15 protein-coding genes and 1 pseudogene are annotated in these 16,919 nt (G+C 50.8%); 14 read left to right on the top strand and 2 right to left on the bottom strand.

Annotated features, from left to right (window positions below; all coding sequences use genetic code 11):
- Positions 1–29 precede the first annotated feature (29 nt).
- Together DW091_RS12500 and DW091_RS12495 are read right to left on the bottom strand one after the other, a co-directional pair.
- Positions 30–1,388, bottom strand: coding sequence for a PFL family protein (locus tag DW091_RS12500; RefSeq protein WP_074617298.1), 1,359 nt, complete (start codon positions 1,386–1,388; stop codon positions 30–32).
- A 13-nt stretch (positions 1,389–1,401) separates the two neighbouring features.
- Entirely contained in the window at positions 1,402–1,671 is a 270-nt protein-coding gene (locus DW091_RS12495; protein WP_013380838.1) for an ACT domain-containing protein, read from the bottom strand.
- A 286-nt stretch (positions 1,672–1,957) separates the two neighbouring features.
- Here DW091_RS12495 and mraZ point away from each other — a divergent pair, with 286 nt between their 5' ends.
- The 14 genes and pseudogenes from mraZ to ftsZ all read left to right on the top strand — a co-directional run bounded on the left by mraZ (position 1,958) and on the right by ftsZ (position 16,918).
- Complete coding sequence (gene mraZ, locus DW091_RS12490; protein WP_058694239.1) at positions 1,958–2,380, top strand: division/cell wall cluster transcriptional repressor MraZ; 423 nt, start codon at positions 1,958–1,960, stop codon at positions 2,378–2,380.
- A 17-nt stretch (positions 2,381–2,397) separates the two neighbouring features.
- The gene (gene rsmH, locus DW091_RS12485) at positions 2,398–3,333 is read left to right on the top strand and encodes a 16S rRNA (cytosine(1402)-N(4))-methyltransferase RsmH (RefSeq protein WP_118518283.1); all 936 of its coding nucleotides are present in this window, start codon (positions 2,398–2,400) and stop codon (positions 3,331–3,333) included.
- A gap of 19 nt (positions 3,334–3,352) precedes the next feature.
- Positions 3,353–3,865 carry a hypothetical protein gene (locus DW091_RS12480; protein ID WP_074617299.1) on the top strand — a complete coding sequence of 171 codons (513 nt, stop codon included), beginning with the start codon at positions 3,353–3,355 and terminating at the stop codon, positions 3,863–3,865.
- Between the two features lie 57 nt (positions 3,866–3,922).
- Positions 3,923–6,274, top strand: coding sequence for a penicillin-binding transpeptidase domain-containing protein (locus DW091_RS12475; protein ID WP_224168795.1), 2,352 nt, complete (start codon positions 3,923–3,925; stop codon positions 6,272–6,274).
- A 632-nt stretch (positions 6,275–6,906) separates the two neighbouring features.
- Positions 6,907–8,268: a UDP-N-acetylmuramoyl-tripeptide--D-alanyl-D-alanine ligase gene (gene murF / locus DW091_RS12470; protein WP_118518282.1), complete on the top strand. Its 1,362-nt coding sequence runs from the start codon at positions 6,907–6,909 to the stop codon at positions 8,266–8,268.
- A gap of 22 nt (positions 8,269–8,290) precedes the next feature.
- Positions 8,291–9,256: a phospho-N-acetylmuramoyl-pentapeptide-transferase gene (gene mraY, locus DW091_RS12465; RefSeq protein WP_118518281.1), complete on the top strand. Its 966-nt coding sequence runs from the start codon at positions 8,291–8,293 to the stop codon at positions 9,254–9,256.
- A 20-nt stretch (positions 9,257–9,276) separates the two neighbouring features.
- On the top strand, positions 9,277–10,653 hold the full coding sequence (murD, locus tag DW091_RS12460) for a UDP-N-acetylmuramoyl-L-alanine--D-glutamate ligase (protein WP_058694245.1): 1,377 nt from the start codon (positions 9,277–9,279) through the stop codon (positions 10,651–10,653).
- Positions 10,653–11,768, top strand: coding sequence for a putative lipid II flippase FtsW (ftsW, locus tag DW091_RS12455; RefSeq protein ID WP_118518280.1), 1,116 nt, complete (start codon positions 10,653–10,655; stop codon positions 11,766–11,768). Before murD ends, ftsW begins: the two co-directional genes overlap by 1 nt.
- Positions 11,765–12,871 (top strand): undecaprenyldiphospho-muramoylpentapeptide beta-N-acetylglucosaminyltransferase, encoded by a 1,107-nt coding sequence (murG, locus tag DW091_RS12450; protein ID WP_118518279.1) that lies wholly within the window; start codon positions 11,765–11,767, stop codon positions 12,869–12,871. Before ftsW ends, murG begins: the two co-directional genes overlap by 4 nt.
- Positions 12,872–13,040: 169 nt before the next feature.
- Positions 13,041–13,700 carry an FtsQ-type POTRA domain-containing protein gene (locus DW091_RS12445; protein ID WP_144432302.1) on the top strand — a complete coding sequence of 220 codons (660 nt, stop codon included), beginning with the start codon at positions 13,041–13,043 and terminating at the stop codon, positions 13,698–13,700.
- A 32-nt stretch (positions 13,701–13,732) separates the two neighbouring features.
- Positions 13,733–14,431 (top strand): DUF881 domain-containing protein, encoded by a 699-nt coding sequence (locus DW091_RS12440; RefSeq protein ID WP_207665240.1) that lies wholly within the window; start codon positions 13,733–13,735, stop codon positions 14,429–14,431.
- A 9-nt stretch (positions 14,432–14,440) separates the two neighbouring features.
- Positions 14,441–15,169 (top strand): DUF881 domain-containing protein, encoded by a 729-nt coding sequence (locus tag DW091_RS12435; protein WP_058694250.1) that lies wholly within the window; start codon positions 14,441–14,443, stop codon positions 15,167–15,169.
- Positions 15,170–15,200: 31 nt separating this feature from the next.
- Positions 15,201–15,512: pseudogene (locus DW091_RS20575) on the top strand (small basic family protein); the annotation flags it as partial.
- Positions 15,513–15,823: 311 nt separating this feature from the next.
- Complete coding sequence (gene ftsZ, locus DW091_RS12425; RefSeq protein WP_058694251.1) at positions 15,824–16,918, top strand: cell division protein FtsZ; 1,095 nt, start codon at positions 15,824–15,826, stop codon at positions 16,916–16,918.
- Position 16,919: the final 1 nt, after the last annotated feature.

The raw sequence follows: 16,919 nt of genomic DNA, 5'->3' as shown, positions 1-16,919 counted from the left end.
CCGGGCGTTAAATTTGAATTCGAATTTTTTTAATTTTTAAAGCTGTGGATCGGAGCGGGAATTTTGCCGCCGCGGTTCACAAAGACCGAGCAGTCGTTGGGATTGACTGCCATGATGGGCGCAGTACCCAGCAGCCCGCCAAAGGAGGCAGACTCGCCAAGGCCCTTGCCGTATACTGGAATCAGGCGCACAGCGGTGGTTTTGGCGTTGATCATGCCAATGGCCGCCTCGTCGGCGATGATGCCGGAGATGGTCGCGGCAGGGGTATCGCCCGGAATGGCGATCATGTCGAGGCCGACGGAGCAGACACAGGTCATGGCTTCCAGCTTGTCGAGGGACAGCGCACCGATGGAGGCTGCCTCGATCATGCCCTCGTCCTCACTGACGGGAATAAAAGCGCCGCTCAGGCCGCCAACGGAGGTAGAGGCCATGATGCCGCCTTTCTTAACCGCGTCGTTGAGCATGGCCAGCGCTGCGGTGGTTCCGTGGGCGCCGCAGTGTTCCAGTCCCATCTCCTCAAGAATACGGGCAACAGAGTCGCCGATTTCGGGAGTTGGAGCCAGAGAGAGATCCAGAATGCCAAAGGGAACGCCCAGGCGCTCTGCGACTGTGGTGCCCACAAGCTGGCCGGCGCGGGTGATCTTAAAGGCTGTCTTTTTAATGATCTCAGCCATCTCGTCAAAGCTGGCATTCTGGTGTTTTTCAAGCGCCTTTTTGACAACGCCCGGTCCGCTGACACCCACATGCAGCACAGTGTCCGGCTGGCCGATGCCGTGGTAGGCGCCTGCCATGAAGGGGTTGTCCTCGACCGCGTTGCAGAAGACCACCAGCTTTGCGCAGCCGATGGAGTCCTCGTCGCGTGTGAGGTAAGCCGTCTGTTTGACAATCTCGCCCATCATTTTAACCGCGTCCATGTTGATTCCAGTTTTGGTGGAGCCAAGGTTGACAGAGGAGCAGACGCGCTCGGTGCAGGCCAGCGCCTCGGGAATGGAGTTGATCAGGTTGAGGTCCCCCCGTGTAAAGCCCTTGGGCACCAGCGCGGAGAACCCGCCGATAAAGTTGACGCCGATTTCGTGGGCGGCTTTATCCAGGGTTTCGGCGTAGGCCACATAGTCCGTGTCATTGCTGGCCCCCGCAATCAGAGAAATGGGCGTCACCGAGACGCGCTTGTTGACGATTGGAATGCCAAACTCGGTTTCGATGCGTTCGCCCTGGGATACCAGGTGTTCAGCCATTCGGGTAATTTTGTCATAAATTTTGCGGCGGGCTTTTTCGCCGTCGGCGTCGATGCAGTCCATCAGAGAGATCCCCATGGTAATGGTACGGATATCCAGATTTTCCTTCTCGATCATACGGACGGTTTCAAGCACATCTTTAAACATTGCCATCGCGCATCACCTCTTAAATGGAATGCATGGCATTAAAAATGTCTTCATGCTGAATACGGATCGACATGCCGATGGTCTTGCTGAGCGCTTCCAGCTCTTCCTTGAGCTGCGCGAAATCGCAGGTCATTTTGGTGACATCCACCAGCATGATCATGGTGAAAAAGTCCTGCATAACCGTTTGGCTGATGTCCTCAATGTTGGCGTTGCTCTCTGCCAGAATTTTGGACACATTGTAAATAATTCCTGTGCGGTCCTTACCAATGACCGTAACTACTGCTCTCATTTATACACGTACTCCTTACAATTTAATAGCGTTAAAGTATTTGAATGATCCCTACTATATTAAACTAAAAAAGCGCGCAGAACAAGGGGTAATGTGGGTTGAAACGGACTTCAGCTTAAGTAATACCCAAAAATCATTAAAATAAAGAGCAAAAGTAAATATTTAATTTTTTAAGATTGGTGGTAATAACTTGTCCCTGGGTGGTGCATTGTGGTATAATGTGGGGAGAATTGGAGTAGTAACCCAATAAAGTGGGAGATTAGTGGAAGAAAGGGTGGCGTTTGGTATGTTCTTTGGCGAATACGAGCATAATATTGACGACAAGGGCCGTCTGATCATCCCCTCCAAATTCAGGGAGGCGCTGGGCAAGGACTTTGTCATCACCAAGGGGCTTGACTGCTGCCTTTTTGTCTTTTCAACCGAGGAGTGGGAGATCTTTGTGAACAAGCTCAGAACTCTGCCCATCTCGGATAAGGACGCCCGGGATTTCACACGTTTCTTTTTCAGCGGCGCCTCCGAGTGCGCGCTGGACAAGCAGGGGCGTATCTCCATTCCCGCGACGCTCAGAAAGCATGCGGAGCTGGAGAAGGAAACCAAGATTATCGGCGTTTCCAACCGGCTTGAAATCTGGAACACAGAAAATTGGGACAACTACAACAATATGGACGTCAGCGATATTGCCGATAAAATGGCAGAGCTGGGAATTTAGCAGAAAGGAGGGAGCCTTTGGAATTTTCACACACAACGGTGCTTTTGCACGAAACCGTAGATGGGCTGATGATTAAGCCAGACGGTACCTATGTAGACGGTACCCTGGGCGGCGGCGGCCATTCAGAGCTGATCTGCAAACGCCTGAGTAAAGACGGAACCCTGATCGGCATCGACCAGGACGATTTTGCTCTGGACTATGCGGGCAAACGCCTCGCGCCCTGCGCGTGCCACAAGCAGTTTGTCAAAAATAATTTTGTCAATCTGAAAGAGGTACTCGAGCGGATCGGCGTCTCACAGATCGACGGCATTATTTACGACCTGGGGGTTTCCTCCTTTCAGTTCGATGATGAAACCCGGGGTTTTTCTTACCATCACGACGGCCCACTGGACATGCGTATGGACAGCGGGGCAGCGCTGTCGGCCTATGAGGTCGTCAACACCTATCCGCCGGAGCGCCTGAAAAAGGTGCTGCAGGTCTATGGGGAGGAGCGTTTTGCCGGCCGTATTGTAAACGCCGTTATAAAGGAAAGGGAAACGAAGCCCATCGAGACGACCCTGGAGCTCAGCGAGCTCATCAAGGCCGCCTACCCGGCTAAAGAGCGCTTCAAGGAGAAGCATCCGGCGCGCAAAAGCTTTCAGGCCATCCGCCTGGAGGTCAACCATGAGCTGGACATTTTAGAGGATGCCTTTTCAGCGGGGATCGAAGCACTGAAGCCCGGAGGGCGCATGTGCATCATTACCTTCCATTCCCTTGAGGACCGGATCGTCAAGCATTTTTTCAAGGACAAGCAGAACCCCTGCACCTGTCCGCCGGAGTTCCCCACCTGCGTGTGCGGGAAAAAACCGGAAGTCAAGATTATAACGCGCAAACCGATCCTTCCATCAGCGGAGGAGATCGAGGCCAACCGCAGGTCCAGAAGCGCTAAATTAAGAATTGCAGAAAAGCTATAGAACAAGGAGCAAAATCAAAATGGAGAACATGCAGAACAGTTGGGTTATTTCTGATACCATGAATTTGGATGCTGCTTCAGCCAGCGAAAGCCTGGGCCATGCCAGCACCCGCAAAAAATCACATAAAAAAGCTAAAAGTAACGTAAAAGCCGCCAGGGCAGGCAGCCGAAAACACCGCGGCCGCGCCAAGGCCAAGGAGCTTACCGCCTTATCCTACCTGATGATCGCGGCAGTGCTTATCTTTGTGGTCTGCATCGGTCTTTTGTTCCAGCAGTCCATGATTTCAGAGCTGAACGAGGAAGTGCGCACCATGCAGGCTGAGCTTGAGGACAAGCAGGCAGTCAACGACAGTAAAAACGGACAGATCATGGCCAGCACCGATGACCTGAGCGGCATCGAGGCCACTGCCAGGGGCTACGGCATGACCACGCCCACTGCCGGCCAGTATGTCTATGAAACCACCATGGAAAACACGCAGAGAGCGTCAGCGGACACCCAGGGCGACAGTTGGCTCCGTTCGATTTTTAAATAATCGAGGGTGACAATGAGAGTGCGTAAGAGAAAAAAGAAAAATTTAAAGCAATCCCGTATGTATTATGCAATTGTTATTTTAGCAGTTGCATTTTTAATACTTGTAATAAAGCTGATGTATCTCCAGATTATCGACTCCACCGACCAGTACTCGCGTCAGGTGGATCAGCTGGTGGAGGAGGTGCCGTTAAAGGCCTCCCGGGGAAATATTTATGACCGCAACATGCGTATCCTGGTGCAGGACTCCTCGGCCACCGCTATCCACGTCATCCCGTTGGAGGTCAAGGAACCGGAAAAACTGGCAAGAGAACTCAGTGAGAAGCTGAACCTTGATTACCAGGAGGTTCTGGACAAGGTCAACAAGACGGAGGATGACAAGGTCGAGGTTAAAAACGGGGTTAAAAAAGGCGATGGCGAGAAGGTCGTGGCCGGCATCCCCGAGGGAGTCAGCTTTCTGGACGGCACCGTCTACGCAGTGCCCGATGAGGTCAAAGACCCCGAATCTGCCGCGCAGGTGCTGGTCAGCGTGCTGGGTATGGACTACGACGACGCCTACGAGGTGCTGACCCGCAAGGAAAACAGTGCGGTGCTCATCGAGGGCAAGGTTGACAACACCCTGGCCCGGGAGATTAAAGAGGACCAGGCCATTAAAAATGAAAAGGGCGAGACCAAGAGCTACAATGGCATTGAGCTCATTGAGGATAAACGCCGCTATTATACCAACGGCAATTTTGCCTCCTATGTCTTAGGGTTTACCGGGCAGGACCACACCGGGCTCACCGGGGTCGAATCCTCCTACAACGATCAGCTGAAGGGGGACGATGGCATCATTTATTTCCAGAAGGATGCCCAGGGAAACCAGATCCCTTCACAGACTAAAATCATCAAGAAACCGACCCAGGGCAAGGACCTGACGCTGACCATCGACAGCAATATTCAGATGCTGGCCGAGCGGGGACTCAAGTCTGCCGTTGAGGAGTGGAAGGCCAAAAGCGGCACCGCCATTGTCATGGATACCAAAACCGGCGAGATCATCGCCATGGCCACCCAGCCGGATTATAATCTGAACGATCCCTATTCCATCAGCGACTACTACAGTTCGAAGCATGCGGGCGACCTTAAGGATAAATCCAAGGCTGACCAGCTCAGTGAGATGTGGAAGAACCCTGCAGTCAGCTTTATTTATGAGCCTGGCTCTACCTTTAAAGCCGTAACAGCGTCCAGCGCTCTTGAGGAGGGCGTGGTGACGCCGGACACCAAGGTGTACTGCAGCGGTTCCATCAATATTAACGGCGTAACCGTCAACTGTACGGGCTCCCACGGCACACAGACAGTTTCAGAAGCCATTGCCAACTCCTGTAACCCGGGGCTGGTTCAGATCATTCAGAAGCTGGACCCGGCGCTGTTTTACCAATATGTTTACAACTTTGGCTTTGGCAAGCAGACTGGCATCGAGCTCCCGGGAGAGGAATCCGGGATCATCAACCGCCCATTTGATGGAAACGGTGAGATCAACCTTCTGGACTACGCCACCTTCTCCTTTGGACAGGGCCTTGCCACCACACCTATTCAGCTGCTCTCAGCGCTGAACTGTGTTGTCAATAACGGTTACTATATGAATCCGACCATCATCGGAAAGGGGAGCAGCCAGCAGGAATATGTCAATAATCAGCTGAACGGCCCCAAGCAGATCATTTCCTCAGATACCTCGGCGGAAATGCGTAACATCATGAAAAATGTCGTCGCTGAAAACTCGACCCTCGCCAATCTGGCAGAGGGCTACAGCATTGGCGGCAAGACCGGTACAGCCGAAAAATTTGTGGACGGCGCTTACAACAGCACCTATTATGTTACCTCCTTTTTCTGCTACGCGCCGGTCGAGGACCCGCGGTACTCAATCCTTATGGTGCTTGACGAGCCAGACCCCAGCGCCTTTGGGGGCACCAGCGCCGCGCCGACAGCCATTAATCTGATGAAGCAGGTTCTGGACTACATGGGCGGCCAGACCGACAGCGACACCCAGATTCAGCAGAACTCCATTACCATCCCGGACCTGATCGGCCAGGAAAAGGATTTTGCCGTTAAAATTCTGGAGGAAAAGGGCATCAAGTATAAGCTGGAGGTAAAGGGTGACGGAGATACGGTCATTTCCCAGAGCTTCCCGGCCCAGAGTGTCTACGACCCCAATACAGAGCTGGTGCTTGAAATTGGGTCCCAGAGCAGTGAAAATGGTGACAAAGTCACCGTTCCAGACCTGAATGGCATGTCCATCCAGTCTGTCAACGAGATTGTTACCGGCCTTGGCCTCAATCTTAAGGTCACCGGCTCCGGCTTTGCCACCGAGCAGTCCCTGGCGGCGGGAACCGTTGTCGATAAGGGCAGTGAGATCAGCGTGACTTTTAAGCCTTAAAGCATAAAGTAAAGGCAGCGACGACCGTACGAAACGTACGGTCAACGGTGTAGCGCGGGACAAGCAATGGATTTTTTTAGGATGCCGCAAATCCCAGCACTCTTACCTCACAGCTTCGACGGCTCTGCGTTATCTGTACATAATTGTACGGTAATGAGACCGTAGGCGCAGTTCGGTAAAGTGCTACGCTCTGCGGTGCGAAAGGGTGAAAAATCCATTGCTTTCTCATAAAATTGAAGGGCAGCGGTTCAGCTGCTTTTAGCTAAAAGAGATCAAAGCTGTCTGTTTAGGTTAAACATTCTTTATTTAAATATAACCTGCTGCGCCACAATACAATCAATTCTCAACGGAGCCGCCGAAGCTGAGAGGTAAGAGTACCCTGATTGCGCCACATCTCATAATATCCATCGGCGGTTTTAGCTGTTCAGCGACGACCGCCCGTTTCGTACGGTCGTGGCGTTTAAGCTTAAAATCATCATTGAAGAAGCAGGATTTTCTTGCTTCTTTTTGTCAATTTGTAAATAAAATATAAAATTGTTGGAACCTTGCCTGTGGTTTTGCTATAATAAGAAAGTATGTAAAAATTTCAGTTTGTCTTTGACAAAACAACAAGAGAAAGAAGATACTTAAATATGGAAAAAGTTTCACTTGAACAATTGGTGAAAATCACAGAAGGCCGGCTTATCCAGAAAGGAAAAACGGATTGGGTCACCGGCGCGGCCATCGATAGCCGTAAAATTGAAAAAAATGATCTTTTTATCCCGATTAAGGGTGAAAAGGTAGATGGGCACCGTTTCATCGAAACCGCGGCTGAAAAAGGCTGCTCAACAAGCTTTACAGAGACAGAAGTCCTGGATTTTCCAGAGGGGATCAACATCGTTCTGGTCGAATCCTGCCTGGAAGCCATGAAGGCCCTGGCGAAGTACAACCGGGAGTGCTATGATATACCGGTCATCGCCGTTACCGGCAGCAGCGGGAAGACCACCACCAAGGACCTCATCGCCTCAGTGCTGTCTCAGAAATACAACACCCTGAAAACCCAGGGGAATTTTAACAACGAGTATGGAATACCCCAGACTCTCTTTAATTTACAGCCAGAGCACGAAATCGCCGTGATCGAGATGGGAATGGACCACCTGAACGATATTCGAAAATCCATCGGTGAGGTCAGGCCGCATATCGGTGTTATCACAAATATCGGCACAGCCCATATCGAGATCCTGAAAACCCAGGATAACATCCTGGCGGCCAAGAAGGAGATCTTTGAGACCATGGGCGCCGGCGACATCGCGCTGCTCAACGGGGACGATGTGTATCTCAATAAGATCAGAGAGGATGAAGAGCCCTTCTCGGTTGCCCGAGTGGGGATCAGGGGCGCGGGTCTGTCGCTTAAGGCAGAACAGGTCGAGTCCTCTGCCCAGGGTATCCGCTTTGAGGCAGACGGCGAACACTACCACTTTGCTTACCCTGGCATTCACAATGTTTACAACTGCCTGACCGCCATCTGGCTCGGCAGATATTATCAGATGACCCATGACGAAATCCAGCGCGGCCTCGACGCCTTTAAACCAAGCGGCAACCGCATGGATATTGTCAAGGTAAAAGCGGCCACGGTGATCAACGACTCTTATAACGCCAATCCCGACGCCATGAAGGCAGCCCTTGATATGCTGTGGGATATGGGAAAAGGCAGCCGCAGGCTCGCGGTGCTCGGAGATATGCTGGAAATGGGCGAGATGTCTGAGACCGGCCACCTCGAGATTGGCGCTTATGCGGCAGAAAAGGCCGATGTGCTCATTGCGGTCGGCCCGGAATCGAAAGCCTATATCAAAGGCGCAGGCGCCAGCTTGGCAGATGAGCGCTGCTTCTGGTCTGCCGACGCAGAGGGCGCCGGCAGACTGCTGAGAAAGCTTATGGCGCCGGGAGACGTGATTCTCATCAAAGCCTCCAGGGGCGTACATCTGGAAAAAACACTGGAAATGATTCAGGAGTAAAGGAAGAGGAAACAAGGAAAAGATGGATACTTTAAAAATTTCAATTGTCAGTTTATTAGCCGCGTTTATCATTGTCTGGCTCGCGATGCCCAGAGTCCTGCCGATTCTGCACCGGCTGCACTTCGGGCAGGCCATCCGTGAGGAGGGTCCCCAAAGCCATATGAAAAAATCCGGCACACCCACCATGGGCGGCCTTGTCATCCAGGGCGCGGTTCTCATCGCTGTTATGATCATCAGTTTATTTACCAGAAAATGGGACTTCTTTCCATTGATCGTGATGGTGGCCTTTGGGGCCATAGGCTTTATCGATGATTTTATCAAGGTTTCGAAGAAGCATAATCTGGGACTGCGCGCCTGGCAGAAACTGGTGCTTCAGTTTGTGGCGGCCCTGGCCATTGCCCTTTACGCGGCGTGGACGCCTTCCATCGGCACAGAGCTGGTTGTCCCCTTTATGGGCGCCACTGTGGATTTTGGGTTCTGGTATGTTCCTTTTACCTTTTTTGCTGTCGTGGCAGTGACCAACGCGGTCAACCTGACCGACGGCCTTGACGGTCTCGCTTCTGGCGTTACTGCCATTGTCTGCGTCTTTTTCCTGGCCATGGCCGTTGCGCTGAATCAGGTCAGCACCGCTGTTTTCAGCGGCGCGGTGATCGGCGCGTGCCTTGGCTTCCTGCGCTATAACTCAAACCCGGCCGAGATTTTTATGGGCGACACGGGCTCCATGGCTCTGGGCGGCGCTGTGATCGTGATGGCCATCATTACACGGATGCAGATATTCGTGCTGATCGCAGGCCTGCTCTACGTGATTGAGGCCTTATCGGTCGTGATACAGGTGGGTTATTTCAAGCTGACCCACGGCAAGCGCTTCTTTAAAATGGCGCCGATTCACCATCATTTCGAGCTGAAGGGCTGGAGTGAGACCCGGGTGGTCACCGTGTTCTGGATTGTTACGGCAGTCTTTGTGGCACTGGCATTTTTATGTTTATAATTTAGGAGGCGTAAGTACAATTGAGTGAAAAGATTTTAGTGATTGGGGCTGCCCGCAGCGGTGTGGCGGTTTCAAAGCTTTTAATGGATAACGGCAAAGCAGTGGTACTGACCGATAACCGTCCGGAGGACGTGGTTCTGGCAGAGTTTCCCCAGGTGCGGGAGACCTTGGCAGAGCTTGAGGAAAAGGGCATCGAAACGGTTTTTGGCCGTCAGATCGACACCGGGGTTATCAATGAGATTGACCGTGTGGTCACAAGCCCGGGCGTGCCGCTGACCATTCCCATCATCGCCGAGGCCTATCGCTGCGGCGTTCCTGTCATCGGCGAGGCTGAGCTGGCCTACTGTATGACAAAGGCGCCTTTTGTAGCCATCACCGGCACCAACGGCAAAACCACCACCACGACCCTCACAGGTGAAATCTTTAAAAACAGCGGCCGGAAAACCTATACGGTGGGCAACATCGGAGACCCCATCAGCAACTATGTGATGGAAGCAGCGCCCGAGGATGTTTTTGTGACAGAGATCAGCGCGTTTCAGCTGGAGACCATCAATAAATTCCGTCCAGCCGCTTCGGCCATTTTAAACCTGTCACCGGATCACATGGACCGGTACGGCACCATGGAAAACTACATTGCCGCCAAGGCCCGGATTTTTGAAAACCAGCGCGGCGAGGATTTTCTGGTGCTTAATGCCGATGACGAACAGGTCTGTGAGCTGGGCCGCCAGGCACAGTGCCGGAAGTACTATTTCAGCCTGGACAAAAAAGTGGCCCAGGGTGCCTACGCCATGGACGGCGGTATTTTTATCAATGACAATGAATCAGTCATTCCAATCTGCCGTATCGAGGAAATGGGTATCAAGGGCCCTCACAACGTACAGAACGCTCTTGCGGCCACAGTGCTCGCCTATTTTATGGGCGTGGACGTGGTCAGTATCGCGGAAACGCTGAAATCCTTTGGCGGGGTAGAACACCGTCAGGAATTTGTGGCGAACATCGGCGGCGTGGATTATATCAACGACTCCAAGGGCACGAACACCAACGCGGCCATCGTGGCATTGAACGCCATGACCAAACCGGTCATCCTCATCGCCGGGGGTTACGATAAAAAAGAAGACTACAGCGAATTTATCGAGGTGGTCAGGAAAAAGGTGAAACGGATGGTGCTGGTCGGAGCAACCGCGTCTCAGATTGAGGAGACAGCCGAGAGCCAGGGCTATTACAACACCGTGCGCGTGGGCGATTATGACGAGGCGGTCAAGGTTGCCTCTGAATGCGCGGCGCCAGGCGATGTGGTGCTGCTGTCACCAGCCTGTGCCAGCTGGGATATGTTTGATAATTTTGAAATCAGAGGACAGGTCTTTAAGGATTTAGTTAAACGAATCGGGAGTAACTGATGAAAAAAGGAAAAGTAGACAGGCCGTTTGTCATCGCTCTGTTGATTTTGGTAGGCTTTGGCCTCCTGATGGTCTTTAGCGCCAGCATGTATTCTTCAACAGTCGACGGCAGCAAGGGCTACTCGCTCTTTCTCAAGCAATTTGGGTTTGTAGCGCTGGGGCTCCTTGTAATGGGCTTTATGAGTAATATCGATTATCGCAAATACAACAATAAAAAAATCAGCATGGTCCTGCTGGGCGTGACGGTCTTTCTGCTGCTCCTTGTATTGATACCGGGCATCGGGGTTAAGGTCAATGATGCCAGACGCTGGCTGAATGTCGGCATCGGTCAGTTTCAGCCCTCGGAGCTCGCAAAGGTCACAGGCATTCTTTATCTCTCCTCGCTGCTCACGCGGGAGCCGGAGGTGCTGAACGGCAGTACCTGGGAGTTTACCAAGCAGTGCATGGTCCCTATTTTTCTGATCTGCGGTATCACAGCCATTGAGCCCTCGCTGAGCGCGGCCATGGCCATCGGCTTTGGCATGGTGGCAGTGCTCTATTTTGCAGGGGTGCGTTTTAAACGCTTTGCGCCCTATGCGGCTCTGGGCGCGGCGGGTGTCATTGGGCTGATGATCCTTGAGCCCTGGCGGCTGGAACGTTTTAACGTGTTCCTGGGCCGCGGGAGCTATGATTATCAGATCACCCAGTCGCTTTTAGCCATTGGGACCGGCGGAATCTTTGGCCAGGGGTTGGGCAACGGCAAGCAGAAATTTCTGTTCCTGCCCGAGCTTCAGAATGACTTTATTTTCGCCAATATCGGTGAGGAGTTCGGCCTCATCGGCTGTGTTTTTGTTTTGGGTCTTTTCGCCTTCATTATCTGGCGCGGCTTCAAAATTGCCAACACCTCGCCAGACCGGTTCGGCTACCTTTACACCAGCAGTGTCATGCTGCTGCTCGGCTTTCAGGTGTTTGTAAACGTGGGGGTCGCCACCTCGGTCATCCCGGTTACCGGCATGGCGCTCCCCTTTGTCAGCGCTGGCGGGACCTCGATGGTTGTGCTCTTTGCCATGCTGGGGCCCATCCTCAATATTTCAAGGCAGGCCGACCTGCGCAAAAGGAAAGGGAGAAGAAAATGAAAATTTTAGTAGCGGCCGGCGGCACCGGAGGACATATTTATCCGGGGCTGGCCATTGCAGATAAACTAAAGGAGCGCCTGCCCGACGCCGAGATCGTTTTTATCGGCTCACAGGTAGGCATGGAAAAAAATATTGTGCCCAAGGAGGGCTATCCTATTGAGTACATCCGTGTCCGCGGCTTTGAGCGTGAGCTGTCGCTGGAAACGCTGGCTGCGGTCAAGGGGATCTTTGACGGTATCTCAGACTCAAAGAAGGTCTTGAAAAGGCATCAGCCGGATCTGGTGGTTGGGACAGGCGGCTTCACCTGTGGCCCGCTGCTTCTCGAGGCAGCGAAGCGGGGCATCCCCACCATGATCCATGAGCAGAACGCCTACCCGGGCAAGACAAACCGGATGCTTGGGAAAAAGGTGGACCGCGTGGCCATCAGCTTTAAGGAGGCCGCCGAGTACTTTCCGGAGGACAAGACTTTTCTGGCTGGCAACCCGGTGCGCGACGTGTTTAAACAGACAGACCGCAGGGCCCTCAGAGATAAGCTTGGCCTGAAGGACAGCCAGCGTCTGGTCGTCATCATGGGCGGCAGCCAGGGGGCTGGGAGCATCAACAATGCAGCCGCTTCGTTTATCGTCCGGAATGCAGATAATCCGGAGATTGTTGTCTATCACCTGACCGGGAGAGGACAGTATGATAAAGTCCTAGAAAAATTAAAGGAAAATGGTGTAAAATTAGATGATTGCCGTAATATAAATGTCTTAGCCTACAGCAATGACGTCCACACCCTTATCGGCGCAGGAGATTTAGTTGTCAGCCGTTCCGGCGCCATGTCGGTGGCTGAGATCGCGGCGGTGGGAATTCCATCCATTTTGGTCCCTTACCCCATGGCGGCAGGAAACCACCAGGAATTCAATGCCCGTGTTATCACCGATAACGGCGGCGGAATCCTGATCCATGACGCCGAGCTGACGCCGGACCTGCTGGCCGAAACCATTCCGGCGCTGCTCCGGGATGAAAAGGGGCTTGAAAAGATGCGGAAAGCTACGAAAGAACGGGCAATACTGGATGCAGGTGACCGGATTTGTGCAGAAGCTTTGAAGCTGATCAAATAAATTGAACAAAAACAAATAAAAAGGGTGACAAAAACCGGTAAATGGTGATAAAATGGATGAAAAGCTGCAAAGACGTAAAAAATTAAAAAAAAATAAAAGGAAAAGACTGCTAAAATATGTTACACTATTAGTGGTTGCTGTTTCTATTTTATTTGTCTTTATTTTTGTCATGGCAAGCGCCATTTCCGCCGGTGTGTTTAACATTAAGCATATTGAAGTAATTGGGAATGAAGTTGTCGATAGCGAAACAATTATAGAAACTTCAGGAATCAATGAAGGTGAGAGCATTTTTTGGGTAGATTTAAATAAGGCTCATTATAATATTGAGGAACTCATAAATGTTGAAAAGCTGGAGATTACAAAAGTCATGCCGGACAAAATCGTGATCAAGGTAAAGGAAGCGCCGGCAATCTGCGCGGTCAACTACGATGGCAAGATCAATTATATCAACCGTGAGGGCCTTCTGGTTGAGCGCAGTGAGTATCTGCGCAAAACGGATATTCCTATTGTGACGGGCTTCACGGATATTACCATTGATAAAATCGGACATCCGGTAACCTTTAATCCGGACTGGAAGTTTGACACAGTCATGGAGATTCTGAAGACCTTCCAGAATGATGGCAACCTTGCGAAGATTTCGGAAGTGGGTATTACGGAAAATAATACTTATCGGATCATTACAAAAAATAATGTGGTTATGACAGTGGCGGATCTGGATAACTTTAAGAGCTCTTATGATTATATCAATACGGTGTTTGCCGAAAACAAGAGCAATCTGGATATCAATCTGACCACTGGCGGTAACAAACCGATTCTGAAACCAAGATAAACTGAGGTGAAGGCTTGAAGCGAAAAGGCAGTTTGGCCATTGCGTTAATATGTATTTTTGTGGGCGTTTTGATTATCCTTCAGATGAAAACAGTCGACCAGCTGGGCGGGACGGTAGATTCCGAGCGCGCTGGCGACCTGGCTGCTGAAGTGAAAGCCCTTGAAAACAAAAATGACGAGCTGAACAATCAGCTCAAGGATCTCGAAAAACAGCTGGCTAACTATGAATCTGACGCCGCTGGAACCGATGATGTCATAAAGAAAAAACAGCAGGAGCTGGAGAAGGAACGCGTGCTTGCAGGCGTGACGGATGTGACGGGCTCAGGCCTGGTCATCACCATCGATACCGACAGCACAGATTACGACGCGTCTCTCTATTCCAAGAGCTCCGATCTGCTGCTCTCACTGGTAAACGAGCTGAACGCAGCAGGCGCAGAAGCCATTTCCATCAATGGCGAACGTTTGATTAATACCTCGGAGATCCGCCAGGCGGGCTCCTATATTAATATTAACCGTAACAAATACGGTGCACCCTTTGAGGTGAAAGTCATTGGCAATCCCCAGGATCTGTCCGCTGCCATCAAAATGCGGGCTGGTGTTGTGGATGTCATGCAGTCCAATAAACTGAAGGTTTCTATTTCACAGGAGGACAATGTTCTGGTAAAGGCCTACAGTGGTGTGATTGACCTTAAGTATGCAACGCCGGCCTCAGGCAGTGGGGCCGATGAGTAGCGGTGGGCTATGAAAAGTATAAGTGAAAAAACCATGAACCGGATACTGGTTTTGGTCTTTCTGGTGGTTGGCATTGGAATGGCTCTGATCGTTAAGGAAATTGGTTCAAAAGACATCCCGGCGCAGCGTACCTTTGTCAATGCGAAGACCTTATATAACCAGGAGCTTGAGGAGGATAACCTCAAGGTCAAAAATGAGGAGCTCGGCAAAAAAATAGAGGCTGAGCAGAAAAGGCTTGAAACCTACGAACAGGCCAGAAGGGCCATCGAGGATGAAGGGTCTGTGGTCGATACCGTCGGCCAATATCTGGACGCAGAGCTTGAAAACTATAAAATGGCAGACGGCTCTGTACCCATCCAGGGACCTGGCATTGTCATTACGCTGGAAGACAGTGACAAAGCCATCGAGCCTGGTGAAAACCCAAATAAATACCTGGTACACAACTCAGATGTGCTGGCGGTCATCAACGAACTGAAGGCAGCCGGGGCGGAGGGAATCCAGCTCAATAAGATGCGCGTGACAAACAGCAGCAACATCGACTGCGGCGGCGCGGTCATCAATGTAGATGATGAGATATCCTCACCGCCATTTGTGATTGAGGCCATTGGAGACCCAGAATCCATGTATATTTACTTAAATTCTGATGAAAGTGTTATTCAACTGTTGAAATATTGGGAAATAAAGGTTAATATAGAAAAGTCAGAATATTTACTACTCAACAAAAGTAATAAACTGTAATTTGATTTTTTGCAGAGAAACGAGGACAACGATGCTATATCCATTAATAGGGCTGCTTGCAGGGCTTTTAATCGGTGTTGTTTTGCCTTTTGAAATACCGCTGGCATATTCATCCTATCTCTCAATCGCAATACTCGCTTCGCTGAATTCAGTATTTGGCGGTATTCAGGCAGACCTGGAAGGAAAATTTGACCAAAAACTGTTTATTACCGGTTTTTTTGGCAACACCATTTTAGCGGCGCTGCTGACCTATATCGGTGACAGAGTAGGGATTCCAATTTATTACGCAGCAATCTTTTATTTTGGAACCAGCCTGTTTTCAAATTTTGCGAAGATCCGGCGTTATTATTTCCGGTCTGGCAGCAAAGAATCAGATCCTAAAGCGATTTCAAAGGAGCAGAAGCATGGTCATTCAACCGGCCATAAAGCTGAGCCTATAGAAATAATACATTCCACGACCGATGATTTAGACGAGACAGAGGACTATGAGGAAGAAGACTACGATGCCGTCGAGCTTGACGAGAACGGCTACCGCGGTGATGCTTCCGACGAGGATGAAGTCTTTGAAGATGATGAAGAACTGGATGAAGAACAAAAAAATGATGATAAAAAACAAACTAAGAGTTTCTTACGTGAAATAGAGGAGGAAGAAAAGTGATTGAATTAGATGGCTACAATGATAATTTTGCGAGAATTCGTGTAATTGGTGTTGGCGGCGGCGGGAACAATGCCGTTAACCGCATGATCGAATCCGGTCTGAAGGGTGTTGACTTCATATCCATCAATACCGATAATCAGGCGCTGGCCCTGACCCTGGCTGAAAAACGACTTCAGATTGGTGAAAAGACCACCGGCGGTCTTGGTGCGGGCGGTAACCCTGAAATGGGTCAGAAGTCTGCGGAAGAAAGCCGTGACGCCATTGCAGATTTAATTCAGGAAACAGATCTGTTATTTATCACTGCTGGTATGGGCGGCGGAACCGGTTCCGGTGCTGCGCCGATCATTGCAAAAATTGCCCGTGAAATGGGAATCTTAACCATTGGTGTTGTCACCAAACCATTTTCTTTTGAAGGCCGAGTCCGTATGCGCAACGCTCAGATTGCCAGTGATTTCCTTCAGGATAATGTCGATGCGCTGGTCACCATTCCAAATGACCGTTTGTTAAGAATGGCTGACAAAACCACTTCTTTAAGAGACGCTTTCAAACTGGCAGATGATGTATTATTACAGGGTGTTAAGAGTATCTCTGACCTGATCTCCATGCCGGGTCTTGTAAGCCTTGACTTTGCCGATGTTAAGACCATCATGAAAGATGCCGGTCTGGCTCACATGGGCGTTGGCCGTGCTTCCGGTGAAAACCGTGCCGAAGAAGCTGCAAAAGAAGCCATCTTAAGCCCGCTCCTGGAAACTGAAATCGACGGCGCCACCGGCGTGCTTTTAAATATTACAGCAGGTGAAGACCTGTCGCTCTTTGAAGTCGACAGAGCCGCAACCATTGCGAGAGAAGCCTCTGACGAAGACGCTAACGTTATCTTTGGGGCGACCATTGACGAAAGCTTTGGCGATGAAATCCAGATTACGGTTATTGCGACCGGTTTCTTACCAGCAGAAGAAGTGGAAGCTAAAAAAGCTGCGATCTTAAACAGCGCAAATGCTGCTGCTGCAAATACAGCTGCTAAGCCTGAAACCAAAACAACCAGCGGTGCTGGCGAATTTGCGATTCCTGGATTTTTAAGCAACGAAGACTAAG

Source organism: Eubacterium sp. AM05-23, from assembly GCF_003477535.1.
In the GTDB taxonomy this organism is placed as follows: domain Bacteria; phylum Bacillota; class Clostridia; order Eubacteriales; family Eubacteriaceae; genus Eubacterium; species Eubacterium maltosivorans.
This window is presented reverse-complemented; position numbering and strand designations above follow the sequence as displayed.